The following is a 16,967-nucleotide window of genomic DNA, read 5'->3' on the forward strand; positions in this document are numbered from 1 at the left end:
CAACTTCTGTCGCGCGGCACTGGCAACTTTTAGGATTAATGCCATGAGCCGAATTGCTCTCAGTTCTCTGGAACGGGCGCAGCGGGAAATCCTGCCGCTCGATTTAGCGCTGTACCACGCCGCTCGCGATTACCCGGGCGGCGCCGCTGCCATCGCCGCGACTACGGGCCGCAACCCGACCACGCTGCAGCACAAGCTATCGCCAACTCACCCGAGTCACTCCATCAACATTCAGGAATTCGGTGAGATCCTCGAACTGACTAAGGATCGCCGCATTCTCGATGCGGTGCATGCGCTGGTCGGTGACACGATCTGGCAGGAGCTGGCGGACACCTACACCAACGACATGCCCGAAACCTTGACCACGGGTATCGCCGAATACTTCCGCCAGGTCGCTGATCTGGCCGAGACCTGGGCCAAGAGCATCGGCGACGGTGTGGTGACTGATCAGGAACTGGCGGCGATTCGCCTGCAGGTGTTCCGCGGTATTCAAGGACTGCTGGGTTTGTTCAACCGCGCCACCTACGTCAACCAGACGACGCGAGGTGCTGACCGTGGCTGATATTGCCGATTTCGCCAATGATCTGGTGCAGGAACGTATCGATCAGGCCATGGCCGCGCGCAGCGCTGCCAAAGCCGAAAGCGCTGCTCATTCCTTGCTGTTCTGTGAAGCCTGTGACGATCCGATTCCGGAAGCCCGTCGCCTGGCCTCACCGGGTTGCTCGCAGTGCATCAGCTGCCAATCCCTCTCTGAGCGGGGGATTCAGCATGCTCGATGAAGTGTTGGGGCAATTCGCCGATTACGGTCTGGAGCCAGCGCAACCGCTGGTGTTCGGCAAGCTGACCCGCTGCAAGACTTCGCAGGACAAGGGCAAAGAAAAGAACGGCTGGTTCGTGGTGCACGAGCAGCGCACGGAGAAGGGCGACACCCTGATCTTCGGTGCTTTCGGTGACTGGCGTTCTGGCGAGACGCAGAAGATCAAGGTCAAGGCCGGTCGCATGTCGCCGGAAGAGCGCGAAGTGATGCGAGCCCGCCAGGAAGAAGCCAAGCGCCGCGCTGCCGAAATCGCGAGTAACGCTGCGCGGCGGGCCGCGAAAAGGGCGCAGGGTTTGTTTGAGCGCATGCCGACCACCGGGCGCAGCGAATACCTGGACCGCAAGCAGATCGTCGGTATCAAGGTGCGTTACGCGCCGCGCACCGGTGCGGTACTGGTCCCGATGAACAATGCTCGTGATCAGATCATGGGCCTGCAGGTGATCTTCCCGAACAAGCAAGAAGACACCGGCCGCGACAAATCCTACTGGCCTTACGGGATGGCAAAGGAGGGCACCTTTCATCTGCTCGGTCCGCATCCGGTACCGGGCGAACCGGTGCTGGTCTGTGAGGGTTACGCCACCGGCGCCAGCCTGCACATGGCGACGTCGCTTGCCGTAGCGGTGGCCTTCGATGCGGGCAACCTGCTGGCCGTGTGCAAGGTCATGCGCGAGCGCTTTGCCGGCTGCCCGCTGATCATCTGCCGCGATGACGACTGGAAGACCACCAAGCCCAACGGCGATGCGTGGAACCCGGGTGAGGAGAAGGCCAGCAACGCCGCCCTCATCGTCGGTGCCCAGGTCGTTGCGCCGATCTTCTCGGTCGAGCGTCACGACAAGTGGACCGACTTCAACGACCTGCACGTCGCCGAGGGCCTCGACGCGGTGCGCCGGCAAGTCCTCGCTGTGGTGCGCCCACCCGCTGCTGGTGGCTGGAAAGATCAACTCGCCCGCAGTGAAAGCGGCGCCTTGATCGCGCACATGCAGAACGTCGAACTGATCCTGGCTCATGACGAACGCTGGGCCGGGGTGATCAGCTACTGCGCCTTCAGCTCGAAGATCGTCAAGTTACGCGCCGCCCCTTATGGCGGTGGTACTGGCGAGTGGGCTGACATCGATGATGTGCGCGTCATGAAGTGGCTCGCGCAGCAGTACAACCTGCGCGTGAAGTCCTCGCACGTGATTGAGGCCGTCAGCGTCGTGGCGCACGACCACGCCTTTCACCCGGTGCGTGAGTATCTGAAAAAACTCGAATGGGATCGTGTACCGCGTCTGGAACGTTGGCTGACGGATGTCATGGGGGTGAAGGCAACGGATTACACCTCCAAGGTCGGCAAACGCTGGATGATCTCCGCCGTGGCGCGGGTGATGAAGCCGGGCTGCAAGGCCGACTCGGTGATGATCCTCGAAGGCGTACAAGGTGCCGGTAAGTCGACCGCCATGAGCGTGCTCGGCGGTGAGTGGTTCATGGATACGCCGTTTGCTCTCGGTGACAAGGACGGCTTTCAGGCGATCCGCGGCAAGTGGATCGTCGAGCTGGGCGAACTGGACAGCTTCAACAAGGCCGAGAGCACCAAGGCCAAGCAGTTCTTCTCCGCGTCCACCGACACCTACCGCGAAAGCTATGGCCGCAGAACGCTGGACGTGCCACGCCAGTGTGTCTTCGTCGGTACCACCAACCAGGACGAGTACCTCAAAGACGCCACTGGCAACCGCCGCTATTGGCCGGTGGCCTGTACCAAGGTCGACGTGGCGTTGCTGCGCGAGATCCGCGACCAGCTCTGGGCCGAAGCGATGTTCTGCTTTGAGGCCGGGGACCTCTGGTGGGTAACGCGAGAGGAAGCACCAATGTTCAGCGAGGAACAGGACGAACGCTTCGTGGTGGACGAATGGGAAACGCCCATCCTGACCTGGCTCGAAGAGTCGCAGATCGGCGAGACCACCACCGGCAGCGAGGTGATGAGTCAGGCGCTCAAGCTCGATCCCGGTCACTGGGGCAAACCGGAGCAGATGCGCGTGGGTGCGATCTTGCATCGACTGGGCTGGCGACGTTTCCGTTTGGGCGCCTTGAGCAAGAGCGGCCAGCGGCCATGGGCGTACAAGAAACCGGAGGGTTGGGGCAGGGCGCCTGCTCTGGAACAACCTGAGTTCGAGGAGCCGTGCTTCGATGATTAAAGCGATCGATATGGCTCTCAAACAATGGGCGCAGGAGCTGCACAGCGATGGGGTCGCCGCCGGTTACTCAGGCGGCAACATGGTCGCGATGATGATGGAGAGCGGTGGTCAACTGGTGCGCGGCAGGCGCGGAAGCAGGGTGCCGCTGGAAGCTTCGCTGGACATTGAGCGCATCGTGAAGAAACGCCTCGATCCCGAGCTGATGACGGTGGTCCAGGTGCATTACTTCCAGCCTGATGCGCCTTTGACTGCGCGTCTGGCTGAGAGTGGCTGCACACGCAACCTCTACTACCAGCGCTTGCATGACGCTCACATCGTGGTTGAGCACTTCCTCCTGGGGGAAGCGGCTTGATCGTGGGCATTACTCTGGCTCACGCCGTCCCACTGGCCTGCCTCCGTCCCACGGCTTTTTGCGGTGGTGGGACGGGCGCAGGCCCCGTCGTTGTTGGGCTGTCCCACCGTCCCACCTTTTTCATGCCTCCCGCCCGTGTATGCGTAGCGGGCATCAATGCGCGTGTTCACGCGCACGCGTGTTTTTAAATATTCTCTCTATACACGAGAAAGGAGAGTTAAAAGTAGGACGGTGGGGCAAAGCCCCAATTTGCCGGGCTTTCAGACGTCCCACCTTGTTTTAGAGAGGTGGGACGCATGGGACGCCAGAAAAGCAAAAGACAGCCGGGATAGATATTCACCGACATTCGCCTGCCGTTCACCGGGCGTCACCCACACATTCACCGGATGGCATTAAAACGGTCTTGCTGCCACCAGAATCGACCTGTAAAAAGGGGCCATCTTCGATGGGTGCGACCGCAAAGCGCGGCAGGCCACCCACCACCTGACCCGGCCATTGCGCCGGGTCTTTTTGTTTAAGGGGCAGGGCAATGACGAACGAGCAACAGGCACTGGCAGAGATGCCGATCTGGTTGGTGATTGCCCTGTCATTGGTGGGCGGTGTGTCCGGCGAGATGTGGCGCGCCGACAAGGACGGGGCGCGAGGCTGGGCGTTACTGCGCCGCCTCGCACTTCGGTCCGGTGCCTGCATCGTGTGCGGCGTGTCAGCGATGATGTTGCTGTTCGGTGCGGGCCTGTCGATCTGGACAGCGGGCGCCTTGGGTTGCCTGACCGCGATGGCCGGCGCCGATGTCGCCATCGGCTTGTACGAACGCTGGGTTGCCAAGCGGCTGGACCTGAGCGAGGCCGAGCCGAAGGCATAAGCCGGGCAGGCTGGGCAGGGCGCCGATTTTTACGGGTCCTCCCCGAAGGCCGCCCCCTACACGGGTTATCGAACTCGCGAGATCTCTCTAGCTGAAACCTTTGCAGGGATGTCCGTCTTTCCAAGTGGAAGAGGGGTCTCAGCACTGATAACGATCACGGATGTGCTGGTTGTAGTAGGCGCCTTTGGACACCGCGGCCATCAAGCCATTGTGTATGGCCGATGGGACGCCGCAGAAATCGTAAGAGTGACCCTGTTCAAAGCGGATCCTCATTCGTCTCGTTGCTGGGTCGTAGCCAACGGCGGTCATCGCACTGGAACGCACGGCAATCATGTCCATGACATCTCTCCCTCTGATGGATCGTCCACTGATGCTAGTCGAGCGAGGCGGATCTGCAGCCCAGGCCACCGAAAAGTCGCCGGGGACCCTGAGGACTTTCAAAGGACACGGGGTCGGAAACCCGCGGGATCTTGTTAGTGGGAGGCCCACCAGCTTACTGAAATTTCAATCCACTGAAATCTTGAAAAGATTCATTGAAAAGCAGCTGAAAAGGAGGGCTTATGAGCACAGCTACATACCTGTCAAAGAGCGCCTTCGCTGCGCACATCGGCCGATCACCGAGCTACATCACCTGGCTCAAGGAAAACGGCCGACTGGTCCTGTCTCCAAATGGCAAGCAGGTCGACGTTCTGGCCACCGAAGCATTGATCCGCGATACCGCTGATCCGAGCAAGGCTGCCGTCGCTGCTCGCCACCAACAGGAGCGGCTTCAGCGTGATGTGTACAGCCACGTCGCTGCACAATCCGAACCGACTAACATGGCTGCGCCGCCGCCCGCTGATCCTGCGCAAGGGCAGACCCCAGACTTTCAGAAAGCACGAGCGCATCGCGAGCATTACCTGGCGCGGATGGCGGAGATGGAGTTTCGCAAGGCGCAGGGGGAACTGGTGGAAATCAGCTTTGTGCAGAAAGCCGCTTTTGAAACGGCGCGTTCGCTCAATCATTCGTTGATGAGCCTGTCGCCCCAATTGGCACCGCTGTTAGCTGCCCTATCTGATCCATGGGAAGTAGAGCGGCAGCTAACCGCCGCGCTGCGCCAGCGGCTCAACGAGGCGGCTCAGGTGTCCAGCGACGACTTTGGATTAGCATTGGACGATTGCTGATGATGTGCCGATCTTATTCGTCCGGAATGATCGTTTAGCACCGCTCGCTTTCGGCAAGAAGTGGACGTTCTGGCGTCTCATTCTTCATCGAGACTTATTCACTTTTCGAAAGCTGTATTAAGATCGGCAGTTGGATCTGAAATCCGATGGCGCGGGAATCGCGTCATGCAACAAAATGACTTCGGCTCGCAGAATGCAGTTGAATCGCACTGCCCGATGGTTGGCCAGCTCAACGAAAATCGCATTCGCTGAGCGGGCACCCGTCTCTAGCAAATCTCAAGTGGTAGCGAATTCAGACACAGGTTTCTTCTGTCTAATGGTCATGATGATAGCTGCAGCAAACAAGCACAGTACACCTGCCGTGAAAAACGCTGGCAGGTAGCTAAGCAGATTTACTCGGGACCACCCAGCTCCGTAAGCGGCTACCGCAGCACCAATCTGATGGCCGGCGAATACCCATCCGAACACCAAGCCAGCACGCTCTGGCCCGAACTTGTTGACGGCGAGGCGAACTGTGGGTGGCACGGTGGCAATCCAGTCGAGTCCGTAGAATATTGAGAAGACCGACAAACCGAAGATCGTAAAGTCTGAATACGGTAGCGCGATCAGCGATAGGCCGCGCAATCCGTAGTACCAAAACAGCAGGTGCCGGCTGTCGTAACGGTCTGAAAGCCAGCCTGAGAGAACAGTGCCAATCAGATCAAAAACACCCATGGCTGCTAGCAGCCCCGAAGCTTGGATCTGGTTAATACCGAAGTCACCGCACAGCGGAATCAGGTGCACTTGGACCAAGCCAGCGGTACTCGCGCCACAGATAAAAAAGGTGGCGAATAGAACCCAGAAGACACGTGTTCTGGATGCATCACGCAGTGTATGCAAAGTCGCCATAAACACTAACTCGCCACTTGCGACGGGCTCGACGATTGGACCTGTGTTCGTGTTGCCGTATGGTCGCAGTCCTAGATCGCTCGGACGGTCGCGCATGAACATGAGCACTGCGAACGCCGCCAGCGCAAGCAGCGTAGAGAGCAAAACGAGCGCCCAACGCCAGCCATAATGTTCGGTAACGCTTGCGAGCAGCGGCATGAATACAAGTTGACCTGTGGCGTTACTCGCGGTCAACACACCGATCACAAGACCTCGGCGCTGGTCGAACCAACGCGATGACACGACAGCCCCTAGTACCAAGGCGGTCATGCCTGCGCCTACACCAACACCCACTCCCCATAATGCAATTAACTGCCAGACCTGCGTCATATTGAGCGACACAAGAAGGCAGGTCATTATCAAGGTGATAGCTACAACCGTGACATTGCGCGGCCCATATTTGCTCATTAATGCAGCAGCGAACGGAGCCGTCAGTCCAAACAAGACAAATCGAATCGAAAGTGCTGATGAGATGTCCGTAGTGTTCCAGCCAAATTCCATCTGCATGGGTACGATGAAAATGCCGGGCGCACCTACCGCTGCTGCACTTACCAGGGCAGCCATAAATGTTACGGCGATCATGGCCCAGGCATAGTGGGAACCTCGTCGCGCGAGGAGGTTGGAGAGCCATTCTGAAAGCATAGGTACCCCTTAAATTTTCACTTGGAGATTAGAAAAAGAACTGCCAGGTGGCTTGGTTTGATTGAAAGCAATCCCGTTAATGGCCCGAGCGGGACTTTATTGCCGAAATTCTTTCTTATAAGGGCGAGCGATCCGTCCCTGATACTCCAGTAACTAGTGCGAGAGGTGGGACAGGATCTGAAAGGTCGCTGAAAACCTAGGAGTCTGAAGGCAACTTGGTGGAAGCAGCCGCTGTTGAAACGGCGCCTCCAAGCCTTCTACTGTTCTAAATTAGGTATTTGCCAAGCGTATAACGGGGATTGGCCGATAGCACTCTAGATCTGGGTGAAGCCGCCATCCACGAACATTTCCGAGCCCGTGTTGAAGCTACTGTCGTCGGAAAGTAGGAACACGGCTGCTTTGGCGATTTCTTCAGAACGGGCCATTCGACCTAGTGGAATAGTCGATGCAATCCGGGTCTTGATCTGAGCGGTCTGCTCGGCTCCTCCCGGTGAATCGAATGCGGGAGTATCAGTGGGGCCAGGACTAATTGCGTTAACACGGATATTACGAGACTTGAGGTCATTGGCCCAAGACCGTGCAAATGATCGAACCGCCGCCTTCGAAGCTCCGTAGATGCTGCGACCGGGGTTGCCTTTTGACCCAGCGACGGATGCCATCAGCAGAACGGAAGCGCCGTCAGACAACAACGGTAAAGCGCCCTGTACGGTAAACAAAGTGCCGCGCACATTCACGTCAAAAACGCGGTTGTACTGCTCGATGTCTATCGCACCCAACGGCGCGCTGGCTTGAGCTGCCGCATTGGCAAATACCATGTCGAGCCGGCCTTTCTCTTCGGTGATGAGTTTGAACAACCGATCCACGTCATCAAGATTACTCGTGTCGCCCTGGACCCCCGTCACATTGCGACCAATCGAACGGACAGCTTCATCCAGATTAGCCTGACGACGACCCGTGATGAATACGTGCGCGCCTTCTTCGACCAGCAAGCGTGCTGTCGCCAAACCAATGCCAGAGGTGCCACCGGTGACGAGTGCAATTTTCCCTTCAAGTTTTTTCATGCTGTATTCCCCAGTAATTTCAGCCGAGTCATCCGCGTGCTGCGGCGACTAGATGTTGTAGCCGCCATCGGCATCGATGATCGTGCCAGTAATGTAGGACGCGGCAGGGCTGGCTAGAAAGAGAATGGGTGCAACGACTTCTTCCAGTCGGCCAAATCGCGGGAAACACAAGCGCTCTACCAAAGGCGCCAAAGCGTCCCGCAGATGTGCGTTGAGGTCGGTTTTCATAAACCCAGCGTGCACCACGTTGACGGTAATGTTGCGCTCGGCCAGGTCACGGGCGACCCCCCTGGAATAGCCATCGATGGCTGCACGCAATGCCGCGAGATCGGCGATACCCGACATGCCAGGTCGGTTACCTAGGTTAGAGCCGATCATCACGATTCGGCCTTGGTCGCTGAGTACTTTGGACGCCGCGCGCACAGTCGCCATGAACCCCGAAAGCGTAACGGCCCAGAAGCGATCGAATGCTTCGGCGTCGCGGGCGGGATCATCGACTCTGCCCAGCTGATCGATGGAGGCGTTGTTGATGAGGATGTCGATACGGCCGAACTTGGCCATTACTCGATCAATAAGCGATTGCGCGGCGTCGACGTCCGCCTGATCCGCTTGAAATGCTTCGCCTCGCACGCCTTGAGCGGTCACGTACTCGATCACGTTGAGTGCCTGCTCTTCGGCGAACACGTAACTGATGGCTACGTCGGCGCCTTGCTCGGCGAGGGCCTTGGCGGTCGCTGCGCCTAAGCCACGCGACCCGCCAGTTACCAAGGCGACTTTGCCGGTAAATAATTTTGTCATGCTGAATCCCGTAATGGCTGAAGACTTTCGTTGATGAGTCTTGAGCCAAAAATAACCGGGAGAAGGGCGGGTGATAATTGCCCGAGCCACGATAAAACCTATCGATAGGCGGAATAAATCAACATGACATGAACACGGCCGGTTATGTCAGGCCAGCATGTGCTTGGCGACCTCGTCAGGCAGATCGAACTGCGGCCAATGTTCTGCATCGAGTGTCGTCAGCGTCGCGTGAGGGCAATGGCTGGCGATATCTTTAGCGACGGCCGTGTTGAGGTATTTGTCCAGACCACCCCAGATCAGTTTGACCGGCTTATTGAATTTAGCCAGTTCAGGACGGCGCCGGTCATTTGCCGCAAGGTTTGCGTACGCATTCCCGGTCATGGCCAGGAAAGCGGGCATTGCACTCGGCTGCTGGGTGAAGTTGTGCGCAATGATAGGTTGCAACACCGTTTCGAAGCGCGTCCTCATTGCCGGCGTCATGTTGGCCATCAGTAGGCCCTGCTGAAAATTGAAGAGGTAAGCTGCTTGCTTAGGGTCCGTCATCATCGCGTGGGCCAAAAGTTTGGTTTTCGGATTGCAGCACAGTTCAATGAAGTCGGGAAAGGCCAGCACTGAGGCGTTGGCGTAATAACAATTGAGCAGAACAAGCGAGTCCACGCGATCCTGATTATCCAGTGCGAAGTTGACCGCTGCCGGCCCCCCTGCGTCGTGCCCGACCGGGATGACTGAATTCAATTTTAGATCATTGACTACAGCGTTGAAGTCGGCCAATTGCTGTTCAAAGTCGTAGCGGAAGTTTGTTGGTTTGTCGGACGCGCCGAAGCCAAGAAAATCGAAAGCGATGACGCGTCTGCCAGCGGCGCTCAGACGTGGGGCCAAGTCTTCATAGATACGACAGTTATCGGGAAAGCCATGCAGAAGGACATAAGCAGGTTCTTTGCCGGGATAGTCGCGAACGTAGATTCGATGGTTGTCCCTCAATACGATTTTTTCAGTGAAACCTGATGCGAGTTTTGGGTTACTGGGAGGTGCCGGCGACTCTGAAGTGGCTGCCCAAGCGGAGCCATGATTGATCGCCGCCATTGCTGCGGCCAAGAGCATGGATTGCTTGAGTACGTCGCGGCGTGACAACTCACTGCGCTTGAGGCTTTTCATTTTTCTTCCCCGTTTTGTTCCCGTGCAAATCAGCCACTTGGGAATGGGTTTCCAGTTCAATGGAAATCCAGCAGCACCTGCGATTGCTCAGCAACAGATAACGAGCAATAGCCTTCATGATTTATTGAAGGCGGTCACTATGAATGTGTCAAGGCAGAACGTCGTCATCGGGGCGCCCCGCGATCAACGTGATCAAGCGCGAAGTTTTTCAGAGAGGATGAGCCCGCGCATGACACAGGCTCAACTCACCGTCTTCATACGTCGAACAGATCTTTGTGAAGAGTGACGAACTCTTGCACGGTCATTGGCGCTTGTCCGGTGACTTCTCGAATGATTTTGTCTTCGCCTTCGAACACACCATGCTGGTAATCCAACGCTACTTCGACCAGATGTTGAACGACGAATGGAGGTAAACCTGCTTCAAGCAGTTCGTGTTTGTATTCTTCAAGGCTGATTTGCTGATAGGCGATTTTGCGCCCCAGCACTTCGCCGATAGCGTCGGCGACACCTTGCTGGTTCAACTCGGTAGGGCCATGCAGGGTGTAGGTTTGGCCTTCATGCTGGCTCGGATTTTCGAGAATGGCGGCAATCAGACGAGCTTGATCCTCAGCGGCGATTGGGGCGTGCCGGCCTTCACCAAACGGTAGGCGGATCTCACCTTTTTCCAGGATGTGCGAGCGGAAATGGGGATAGATCAGCCACTGTGCAAAATAGGTTGGGCGTAGGTGAGTCATTGCCAGTCCTGACCAATCGAAAACCCGCTCTGCCGTCCAATGATCAAGCGCCGCATTGCTCTTGGCTTCGCGTCTCGCGGAAATCTGCGACATGTTGACGACGGCTTCGACGCCGGCTTCCTTCGCTGCTTGAGCGAAACGAGCGGTCGCATCAATCAAACCCGGAGTAATCGGGTACACGAAGTAGGCGGTGCGAATACCTTCGAGTGCGCTGCGCACGGCATTCAGGTCCAGCAGATCACCGAGCACCACTTCGGCGCCCATTGCACGAAGCTCTGCCGAACGTTCATCTTCCTTGTGCACCAGGGCTCTAACCGAAACACCTTTAGAGGTAAGGATTTCGACGGTTCTACGACCGGTGTAACCAGTAGCGCCTGTTACGAGAATGGTAGCTTGCGTCATGTTGGTAGCCTCAGGTTATGGTGCGAAAGGTTAAATATTACGCTCGTCATAAATATAGATGTTAAGTAACATCTAAGTCAAACACCATTGATCAGGATTTTTGGCATGCGCAAATCACGGCAGGAAACCAGCGAGACCCGGCAACGAATCGTTGATGCTGCCAGCGTCGAGTTTCGCAAGAACGGTATTGGCGGGACGGGACTTTCTGGTTTGATGTCTGCGGCGGGCCTGACGCACGGCGGCTTCTACCGCCACTTTCAATCCAAGGATCAGGTCGTGGCAGAGGCATGCGGCGCAGCAGTTGACGGACTAATGTCAGAGCTGGAGAAGGTCGCTGACGACGGAGGCTTTGATGCAATCGTGGGCCATTACCTTTCGCCTCTACACCGGGATGCCTTGGAGCAAAGCTGCCCCTATGCGGCGCTTGGGAGCGAACTGGTCCGGAGCAACGAGCAGGTAAAGCAGGTCGCGACCCAAGGTCTGGAAAGGATCATCGAGTTATTGGTCGCTCGGTCCAAATCTGAGAAAGGCGAGTCGGAACGCGCTCGTGCACTCGTCGCGATGTGCACGATGATGGGGGCGCTCACCTTGTCGAGAATGGCATCGCGCTCGGCGCTGTCAGCTGAAATTTTGGAGACAGCGGTAACTCATCTGACTCACGCCGAGCTGTCAGATGCTTAGGAACCGGCTGAGTTGGCAACCGCCTTCAGATTCTGTCTAGTTGCCGTAATGATTTCATCAGCAAGCAGAGGGTTCGTGGTTTTGGTCGCCCGCGCGATGGCGACACTGCCGACCATACTGCACATGAAAAACAATGCTTCGCGACGAGCAGTTTCATCCGCGAAATCCCGAGCCAGCACTTCCTGGAGGATTGCGACCATGTCCTCAAAACCGTGGGTGAAAGTGTTTTGGATGGCTTCATCCTGACTTTTGATTTCGCATGTATAAGCAGCCATCGGACAGCCCTCAGCGACGGCCTCGACGTGCTCGGGGGACACATAGGCGTCAATTAGCGTTTCCAAGTCGTTCGCAGCCGTGCCCATCATGGCGCGCCATGAGTCGCGACCGTTGGCCATAGCTTTCCGGCAAGCAGCTTCGACCAACCGGCTCTTAGATTTAAAATGTCCGTAAAAACCACCCTGGGTCAGTCCCGCCTCCTCGCTGATTTGCGCGACGCCAGTGGCGGCGAAGCCCTGCGTCTGGAACAGGCTGGAAGCCGCAGCAGTGAGCGCTTCACGGTTGTAAGCATTTTGTTCTTTTGAAACCTTCACGCATCACTCCTGAACTACACTGATCCATTCATTGTGATCGCTTCCAATAGAATGGATACTTTTGCGGGCGATCACTATGATAGGTGTCCGGCATGGACATTTAAACCCTCACGCAGGTACTCCCACATGAAAGCGATCCAGATCAACGCTTACGGCAACCCCCTCGAAAGTCTGGAGTTGGTCGACATCGCTGAGCCACCGCCACCCGGATCGGGCGAGGTGCTGATCGGTCTAGAGTTCGCCCCAGTTAACCACAACGATTTACTGTTGTTTGGCGGTAAGTTTCCGGTGCATCCGCCATTACCGAGTGTTGTCGGCAACGAAGGCGTTGGTATCGTGTTGGTCGTTGGAGCGGGCGTGGACAATGTAAAGGTCGGGGATCGCGTGACGCCACCGCTCTATAGCTTTACCTGGCGCGAGCGGATGGTCATTCCTGCCGCAGATCTCTTCGCTTTGCCCGTGGACGCGGATATTCAGCAGCTCGCCATGTTGCGTATCAATCCGCCCACAGCGGCACTTTTGCTGAGTGAATTCGTTGACCTAAAACCCGGCGATTGGGTGGTGCAGAATTGCGCGAACTCCGGGGTGGGTAGGGCGGTGATCGCCATCGCCAAGGGGCGCGGGTTACGGACGGTCAATTTTGTGCGGCGACAGGAGCAAGTCGCTGAGGTGGAAGCGGCTGGTGGAGACATTGTTTTGGTGGATGAAAATGATGCGACTGAGCGCGTTCAAGACATGGTCGGTGACGGTGCAGTGCGCTTGGCGCTCTGCGGCATCAGCGGAGTGGCGACTGCGCGATTGGTTAGCGCGTTATCGGCTGGGGGATCGTTGGTCAACTACGCACAAATGAGCGGCGACATGTCTGCACCGGGAGATCTCAGGCCGCTGATGAGAAAGAGCATCACGATGCACAACTTTTATCAGAACAAACCCGCATTCAGGGTGAAAGTGCCTGAAATATTGCATGAAGCGGTCGAGTTGATCAGATCCGGAAGTCTGCAAGTACCGGTTGCAAAGGTGTATCCGCTGGCAGCCTTTAAGGACGCCATCGTCCACACTCAAAAAGGCGGCAAGGTGTTGTTAGAGATCAACGGGGCTCACTGACGGTTTGGTTGAGGAGGCGCCGATGTTCGGCGCCCCCGCACAGTCAGATCAGAACGTGATACCGAACGCGGAAAACGCTCGGTCCATGCGGTCGTCCAGCAGCTCTTTGGTTTCTTTCCAGGCCGGAACTTCATCCAGCAGGCGTTGCTGCCAAGCCATGATGTTCGGGAATTCATCGTACGGCGTTTTGGTTCTGGCCATCTGCGAGAACGGTGCTGCGATATCGAAGTCCGCCAGCGTCACCTGGTCACCGACGATGTATTTTTTGCCTTCGAGGTGTTTGTCGAGCATGGCGGCGTTGCTGCGGATGTTGGTGAAGATGAACTCGACCATAGTCGGGTCTTCCGCCACGCCCATCACGCGTTTGCCGATGCGTTCGTTGAAAAGGTAGGACGAAAATACGCGCCAGTGTTCAGCGGACCAGAACATCCACTGCAAGGTTTCATACCGGGCGGTGCCCTTGGGCAACAGCGGCGAGTCGAACTTCTCCGCCAAGTAGAGGTTGATGGCCGAAGCTTCGGAGATGACGATATCGCCATCGACCAAGACCGGTACGCGACCGACCGGGCTGATCGCCAGAAATTCCGGCGCTTGGCTTTCGCCTTTCAACAAGTCGACCGGGATATGTTCGAACTGAATGCCCATGTGTTTTGCAGCGGTCCATACGCGGCGAAAACTGCCGGAACCACTGTCGCCGTAGATGCTGATGGTCATGACTGACTCCATAAAACTGAATGTTAAGGGCGTTGCGCAGAGCCAGACTAATAGAGCGGTTCAAAAGTGATAATTGGTTGGCCGGCGATAAAATTTATCGCCGGCCGGAATATATATATGCAGGCCGGGTATGACAGCGGTAGAGGGGCGGTGTGGACAGATTTTCGGCGTTAGAAATCTTCGTGAGGGTTGTCGAGATCGGCAGCTTTTCGCGCACGGCGATTGAGCTGTCGATCAGTCAATCTACGGTCAGCAAGCAAATTACCGATTTGGAAAAACAGTTACAGGCGAAGCTATTTTCACGTACCACCCGCCGGTTGTTTTTGACCGATGCCGGTGAGCGGTTTTATGAGCAGGCGAAGCTTATTCTTGAGCAATACGCCATGGCTTTAGGAGATGTATTCAATACCCGTCAGACGCCTTCAGGCACCTTACGTATCGCTACACCAATTCTGCTCGGGCGAAAGCAATTGACTCCGTTACTGCCGCGCTTTTTCCAGCGCTACCCCGACATTGTGTTGGAGCATTTCCTGAGTGATTCGGCGACAGATCTGATTCGCGATGGCGTAGACGTGTCTATCCGCGTTGGCGAAATGAAAGATAGCTCTCACCAAGCGCGAAAACTTGGTGCTCTGCAACCGGTCACCGTAGCCTCGCCGGCGTTCCTGGAGGACCATCCAGCGATTCTTCATCCTCGCGATTTGGCTCGCGTACCGTGCCTGATTTACCTGCGCAACCCGACGCCTTTCGAGTGGACGTTCAGCGATGTCAACGGTGAGATAGTGTCGGTTGAAGTTCAGGGATCCTATCGGGTGAACGTGTTTGAAGCGCTTTGCGAAGCCGCGATCGCAGGGCTTGGAGTTTTGAGAGCGCCATTGTCGGCCTGCGGCGAGGATCTGGAGGCCGGTAGATTGGTTAGGCTCCTGACAGATTACGACGCCGCTTTCGTTCCCATCTATGCGGTGATGCCTGCCTCATCCTGGATCCCACAGAAGACCCGCGTGATGGTGGATTTCCTAGTGGAAGAGTTCCAGAACAATCCGTGGCTTAGAGGGCCAGACTAAAGCTCTGGGCCAGCTGGAAACGCTTGCATGGCGATCTGCACGATCTCCAGAAGTTGGTCAGAAGTTGCACCATCTCTGGCTTGCACAGCCAATCCTCGGGCCAGCACATTGAAGTAGGCGGCTAATGCTTTGACATTGGTGTCGGCGGACACGTCACCTTCATCGATGCCGCGCTGAATCCTCGCCTCCATTGCATGGCGTGCCATCGATCTGTGCTCGGTCATCATTTCGCGAACCGAATGCAACGCTGGAGGAACGTGAACGCATGCTACGGAAATCATGCAGCCGGAGGGTAGATCGTCTCGGGTGAACTCGGTAGCGGTCGCCTCCATCAATCGTCTGAAGGCGGTTCGCGTGTCAGTCGCATCATTCAAGATGCCGAGAAACCACTCACCTGACGCTGCCAGATAGGCATTAGTCGCCTCTGCGTAGAGCTGCTCTTTACCCCCAAACGAGTTGTAAAAGCTCGACGCACTGATTCCCATAACCGCAATCAGGCTTTCGAAGGATGTGCCTTCGTAGCCCGACTCCCAAAACAATTTCATTGCTTGGTGTACGGCAATCGCCCGGTCGAAATTCGATGGCCGCCCGCGACCACGTTTTTTGGGTTCAGATAATTTTGGTTCAATCACTCCAATATTCCTTGACGAGGGGATTTCCATCGCCATAGTATTGCATATCGGAGTGATCGCTCCAAAAAACTTTTCCCCCGATTTAACGCATCGCTTATGAGGTCGCTTTTATGAAAATTGGGATGTTGGGCTCGGGCACTGTGGCGCTGTCCATTGCTAAGCACGCGATTGATCAGGGCCATGAGGTCTTGCTGAGTAATCGCAGCGGAGCGACTAAATTGGGCGATGCACTGTCGCAGTTGGGGCCTAAGGCTTCCGTCGTCACGCTCGCCGAAGCCGCCGCAGCACCAGTGGTGCTGCTAGCTACGCCTTGGACAACTATCAAGACAGTTCTCAACGGACTGCCAGCTTGGAACAGCCGAATCCTAATTGATGCTACTAACCCGTTTTTGGAGACAACGCCCGAGTGGGTGTTTGACGACCTTGGAGGGCGTGGCGCGAGTGAAATTGTTGCCGAACTGGCACCGGGAGCGAGGGTGGTTAAGGCGTTCAACAATCTTGAAATGGCTAACTTCAATGCTGGCCCCGTCCACAACCAAGGCCGAAGGGTGCTGTTCGTGTCAGGCGATGACAGCGAAGCCAAAGAATTCGTGACCGAGTTTATTCACAAGATTGGCTTTCGCACCGTCGATCTCGGGGAACTCAAAGAGGGTGGAAAAATGCAACAGGCCGGCGGCCCTCTGGCCGGGCACGACTTCTTACTCCCTCAATAATCATTCTTTCTAAACAAACTATCCTTCTGGAGTGCAAAACGATGATTGACGAAAACGGGCCACACTATTTTGTAGCCTTTCACACCCCAGGGCCGAAATGGGTACCGGGCGTGAAATACAACGAACAACCTGAATTTATGACTCATGTGAATTACATGATCGAACTGCATCAGAAGGGGCTGATTGTGCTCAGCGGCCCTTTCATGGAAAAGGCGGGCGGGCTCAATGGAGTGTTGGCAAACGGCGGCATGTCGATTTTCAAGGCCGCTGATTTTGAAGACGCAAAAAAAATCGCCGGCGACGATCCAACGGTCAAGTCCGGCTTCCTAAACCTCGAAGTCAAAATGATGTGGGTCCCATTCCATACCTGACAGCACATCGCTTT

The 16,967-nt window shown here is 56.4% G+C and carries 20 protein-coding genes; 11 read left to right on the forward strand and 9 right to left on the reverse strand.

Annotated features, from left to right (window positions below; all coding sequences use genetic code 11):
- Positions 1-43: 43 nt before the first annotated feature.
- From KBP52_RS01675 to KBP52_RS01695, 5 genes are all read left to right on the forward strand, one after another.
- The gene (locus KBP52_RS01675) at positions 44-562 is read left to right on the forward strand and encodes a phage regulatory CII family protein (protein WP_009049401.1); all 519 of its coding nucleotides are present in this window, start codon (positions 44-46) and stop codon (positions 560-562) included.
- Complete coding sequence (locus KBP52_RS01680) at positions 555-779, forward strand: TraR/DksA family transcriptional regulator (protein ID WP_116254822.1); 225 nt, start codon at positions 555-557, stop codon at positions 777-779. Before KBP52_RS01675 ends, KBP52_RS01680 begins: the two co-directional genes overlap by 8 nt.
- Complete coding sequence (locus tag KBP52_RS01685; RefSeq protein ID WP_212621865.1) at positions 769-2,988, forward strand: VapE domain-containing protein; 2,220 nt, start codon at positions 769-771, stop codon at positions 2,986-2,988. Before KBP52_RS01680 ends, KBP52_RS01685 begins: the two co-directional genes overlap by 11 nt.
- Positions 2,981-3,340, forward strand: coding sequence for a hypothetical protein (locus tag KBP52_RS01690; protein WP_212621866.1), 360 nt, complete (start codon positions 2,981-2,983; stop codon positions 3,338-3,340). Before KBP52_RS01685 ends, KBP52_RS01690 begins: the two co-directional genes overlap by 8 nt.
- A gap of 529 nt (positions 3,341-3,869) precedes the next feature.
- Positions 3,870-4,202: a phage holin family protein gene (locus tag KBP52_RS01695; RefSeq protein ID WP_008080174.1), complete on the forward strand. Its 333-nt coding sequence runs from the start codon at positions 3,870-3,872 to the stop codon at positions 4,200-4,202.
- 138 nt (positions 4,203-4,340) lie between these two features.
- Here the strand turns inward: KBP52_RS01695 and KBP52_RS01700 are convergent, their stop codons facing one another.
- Positions 4,341-4,541 (reverse strand): KTSC domain-containing protein, encoded by a 201-nt coding sequence (locus KBP52_RS01700; protein WP_145598464.1) that lies wholly within the window; start codon positions 4,539-4,541, stop codon positions 4,341-4,343.
- 221 nt (positions 4,542-4,762) lie between these two features.
- Between KBP52_RS01700 and KBP52_RS01705 the strand changes: the two genes are divergently transcribed.
- Entirely contained in the window at positions 4,763-5,365 is a 603-nt protein-coding gene (locus tag KBP52_RS01705) for a terminase small subunit (RefSeq protein WP_150734423.1), read from the forward strand.
- Positions 5,366-5,641: 276 nt separating this feature from the next.
- Here the strand turns inward: KBP52_RS01705 and KBP52_RS01710 are convergent, their stop codons facing one another.
- From KBP52_RS01710 to KBP52_RS01730, 5 genes are all read right to left on the reverse strand, one after another.
- Positions 5,642-6,934, reverse strand: coding sequence for an MFS transporter (locus KBP52_RS01710; protein ID WP_212621867.1), 1,293 nt, complete (start codon positions 6,932-6,934; stop codon positions 5,642-5,644).
- Between the two features lie 314 nt (positions 6,935-7,248).
- Positions 7,249-7,995, reverse strand: a complete 747-nt coding sequence (locus KBP52_RS01715) for an SDR family oxidoreductase (protein ID WP_212621868.1) — start codon at positions 7,993-7,995, stop codon at positions 7,249-7,251.
- Positions 7,996-8,043: 48 nt separating this feature from the next.
- Positions 8,044-8,793, reverse strand: a complete 750-nt coding sequence (locus KBP52_RS01720) for an SDR family oxidoreductase (RefSeq protein WP_092280701.1) — start codon at positions 8,791-8,793, stop codon at positions 8,044-8,046.
- 147 nt (positions 8,794-8,940) lie between these two features.
- Complete coding sequence (locus tag KBP52_RS01725) at positions 8,941-9,948, reverse strand: alpha/beta hydrolase (protein ID WP_212621869.1); 1,008 nt, start codon at positions 9,946-9,948, stop codon at positions 8,941-8,943.
- Positions 9,949-10,202: 254 nt separating this feature from the next.
- A complete protein-coding gene (locus tag KBP52_RS01730; protein WP_212621870.1) occupies positions 10,203-11,084 on the reverse strand; it encodes an NmrA family NAD(P)-binding protein in 882 nt (293 codons plus the stop codon).
- A 105-nt stretch (positions 11,085-11,189) separates the two neighbouring features.
- Between KBP52_RS01730 and KBP52_RS01735 the strand changes: the two genes are divergently transcribed.
- Complete coding sequence (locus KBP52_RS01735; protein ID WP_212621871.1) at positions 11,190-11,765, forward strand: TetR/AcrR family transcriptional regulator; 576 nt, start codon at positions 11,190-11,192, stop codon at positions 11,763-11,765.
- Here the strand turns inward: KBP52_RS01735 and KBP52_RS01740 are convergent.
- A complete protein-coding gene (locus tag KBP52_RS01740; RefSeq protein WP_212621872.1) occupies positions 11,762-12,355 on the reverse strand; it encodes a TetR/AcrR family transcriptional regulator in 594 nt (197 codons plus the stop codon). The two genes, KBP52_RS01735 and KBP52_RS01740, sit on opposite strands and share 4 nt — an antisense overlap.
- 126 nt (positions 12,356-12,481) lie before the next feature.
- On the opposite strand from KBP52_RS01740, the gene KBP52_RS01745 reads away from it, so the two are divergent.
- Entirely contained in the window at positions 12,482-13,459 is a 978-nt protein-coding gene (locus KBP52_RS01745) for a zinc-dependent alcohol dehydrogenase family protein (protein ID WP_150734417.1), read from the forward strand.
- A gap of 48 nt (positions 13,460-13,507) precedes the next feature.
- Here KBP52_RS01745 and KBP52_RS01750 read toward each other — a convergent pair whose 3' ends face one another.
- Positions 13,508-14,173 (reverse strand): glutathione S-transferase family protein, encoded by a 666-nt coding sequence (locus KBP52_RS01750; RefSeq protein WP_212621873.1) that lies wholly within the window; start codon positions 14,171-14,173, stop codon positions 13,508-13,510.
- Between the two features lie 152 nt (positions 14,174-14,325).
- Between KBP52_RS01750 and KBP52_RS01755 the strand changes: the two genes are divergently transcribed.
- Positions 14,326-15,237, forward strand: coding sequence for a LysR family transcriptional regulator (locus tag KBP52_RS01755; RefSeq protein WP_150734415.1), 912 nt, complete (start codon positions 14,326-14,328; stop codon positions 15,235-15,237).
- On the opposite strand, the gene KBP52_RS01760 is transcribed toward KBP52_RS01755, so the two are convergent.
- Positions 15,234-15,869 (reverse strand): TetR/AcrR family transcriptional regulator, encoded by a 636-nt coding sequence (locus tag KBP52_RS01760; RefSeq protein ID WP_212621874.1) that lies wholly within the window; start codon positions 15,867-15,869, stop codon positions 15,234-15,236. The genes KBP52_RS01755 and KBP52_RS01760 overlap by 4 nt on opposite strands.
- 110 nt (positions 15,870-15,979) lie before the next feature.
- Between KBP52_RS01760 and KBP52_RS01765 the strand changes: the two genes are divergently transcribed.
- Positions 15,980-16,582 carry an NAD(P)-binding domain-containing protein gene (locus tag KBP52_RS01765; RefSeq protein WP_150734414.1) on the forward strand — a complete coding sequence of 201 codons (603 nt, stop codon included), beginning with the start codon at positions 15,980-15,982 and terminating at the stop codon, positions 16,580-16,582.
- Positions 16,583-16,623: 41 nt separating this feature from the next.
- Positions 16,624-16,953, forward strand: coding sequence for a YciI family protein (locus KBP52_RS01770; RefSeq protein WP_092280719.1), 330 nt, complete (start codon positions 16,624-16,626; stop codon positions 16,951-16,953).
- Positions 16,954-16,967 lie beyond the last annotated feature (14 nt).

The organism is Pseudomonas sp. SCA2728.1_7 (assembly GCF_018138145.1).
GTDB classification, from domain to species: domain Bacteria; phylum Pseudomonadota; class Gammaproteobacteria; order Pseudomonadales; family Pseudomonadaceae; genus Aquipseudomonas; species Aquipseudomonas koreensis_A.

Coding starts and splice junctions, on each gene's coding strand:
- KBP52_RS01675 (WP_009049401.1), top strand. CDS start 44: ATGAGCCGAATTGCTCTCAGTTCTCTGGAACGGGCGCAGCGGGAAATC.
- KBP52_RS01685 (WP_212621865.1), top strand. CDS start 769: ATGCTCGATGAAGTGTTGGGGCAATTCGCCGATTACGGTCTGGAGCCA.
- KBP52_RS01690 (WP_212621866.1), top strand. CDS start 2,981: ATGATTAAAGCGATCGATATGGCTCTCAAACAATGGGCGCAGGAGCTG.
- KBP52_RS01695 (WP_008080174.1), top strand. CDS start 3,870: ATGACGAACGAGCAACAGGCACTGGCAGAGATGCCGATCTGGTTGGTG.
- KBP52_RS01700 (WP_145598464.1), bottom strand. CDS start 4,541: ATGGACATGATTGCCGTGCGTTCCAGTGCGATGACCGCCGTTGGCTAC.
- KBP52_RS01705 (WP_150734423.1), top strand. CDS start 4,763: ATGAGCACAGCTACATACCTGTCAAAGAGCGCCTTCGCTGCGCACATC.
- KBP52_RS01710 (WP_212621867.1), bottom strand. CDS start 6,934: ATGCTTTCAGAATGGCTCTCCAACCTCCTCGCGCGACGAGGTTCCCAC.
- KBP52_RS01715 (WP_212621868.1), bottom strand. CDS start 7,995: ATGAAAAAACTTGAAGGGAAAATTGCACTCGTCACCGGTGGCACCTCT.
- KBP52_RS01720 (WP_092280701.1), bottom strand. CDS start 8,793: ATGACAAAATTATTTACCGGCAAAGTCGCCTTGGTAACTGGCGGGTCG.
- KBP52_RS01725 (WP_212621869.1), bottom strand. CDS start 9,948: ATGAAAAGCCTCAAGCGCAGTGAGTTGTCACGCCGCGACGTACTCAAG.
- KBP52_RS01730 (WP_212621870.1), bottom strand. CDS start 11,084: ATGACGCAAGCTACCATTCTCGTAACAGGCGCTACTGGTTACACCGGT.
- KBP52_RS01735 (WP_212621871.1), top strand. CDS start 11,190: ATGCGCAAATCACGGCAGGAAACCAGCGAGACCCGGCAACGAATCGTT.
- KBP52_RS01745 (WP_150734417.1), top strand. CDS start 12,482: ATGAAAGCGATCCAGATCAACGCTTACGGCAACCCCCTCGAAAGTCTG.
- KBP52_RS01750 (WP_212621873.1), bottom strand. CDS start 14,173: ATGACCATCAGCATCTACGGCGACAGTGGTTCCGGCAGTTTTCGCCGC.
- KBP52_RS01765 (WP_150734414.1), top strand. CDS start 15,980: ATGAAAATTGGGATGTTGGGCTCGGGCACTGTGGCGCTGTCCATTGCT.
- KBP52_RS01770 (WP_092280719.1), top strand. CDS start 16,624: ATGATTGACGAAAACGGGCCACACTATTTTGTAGCCTTTCACACCCCA.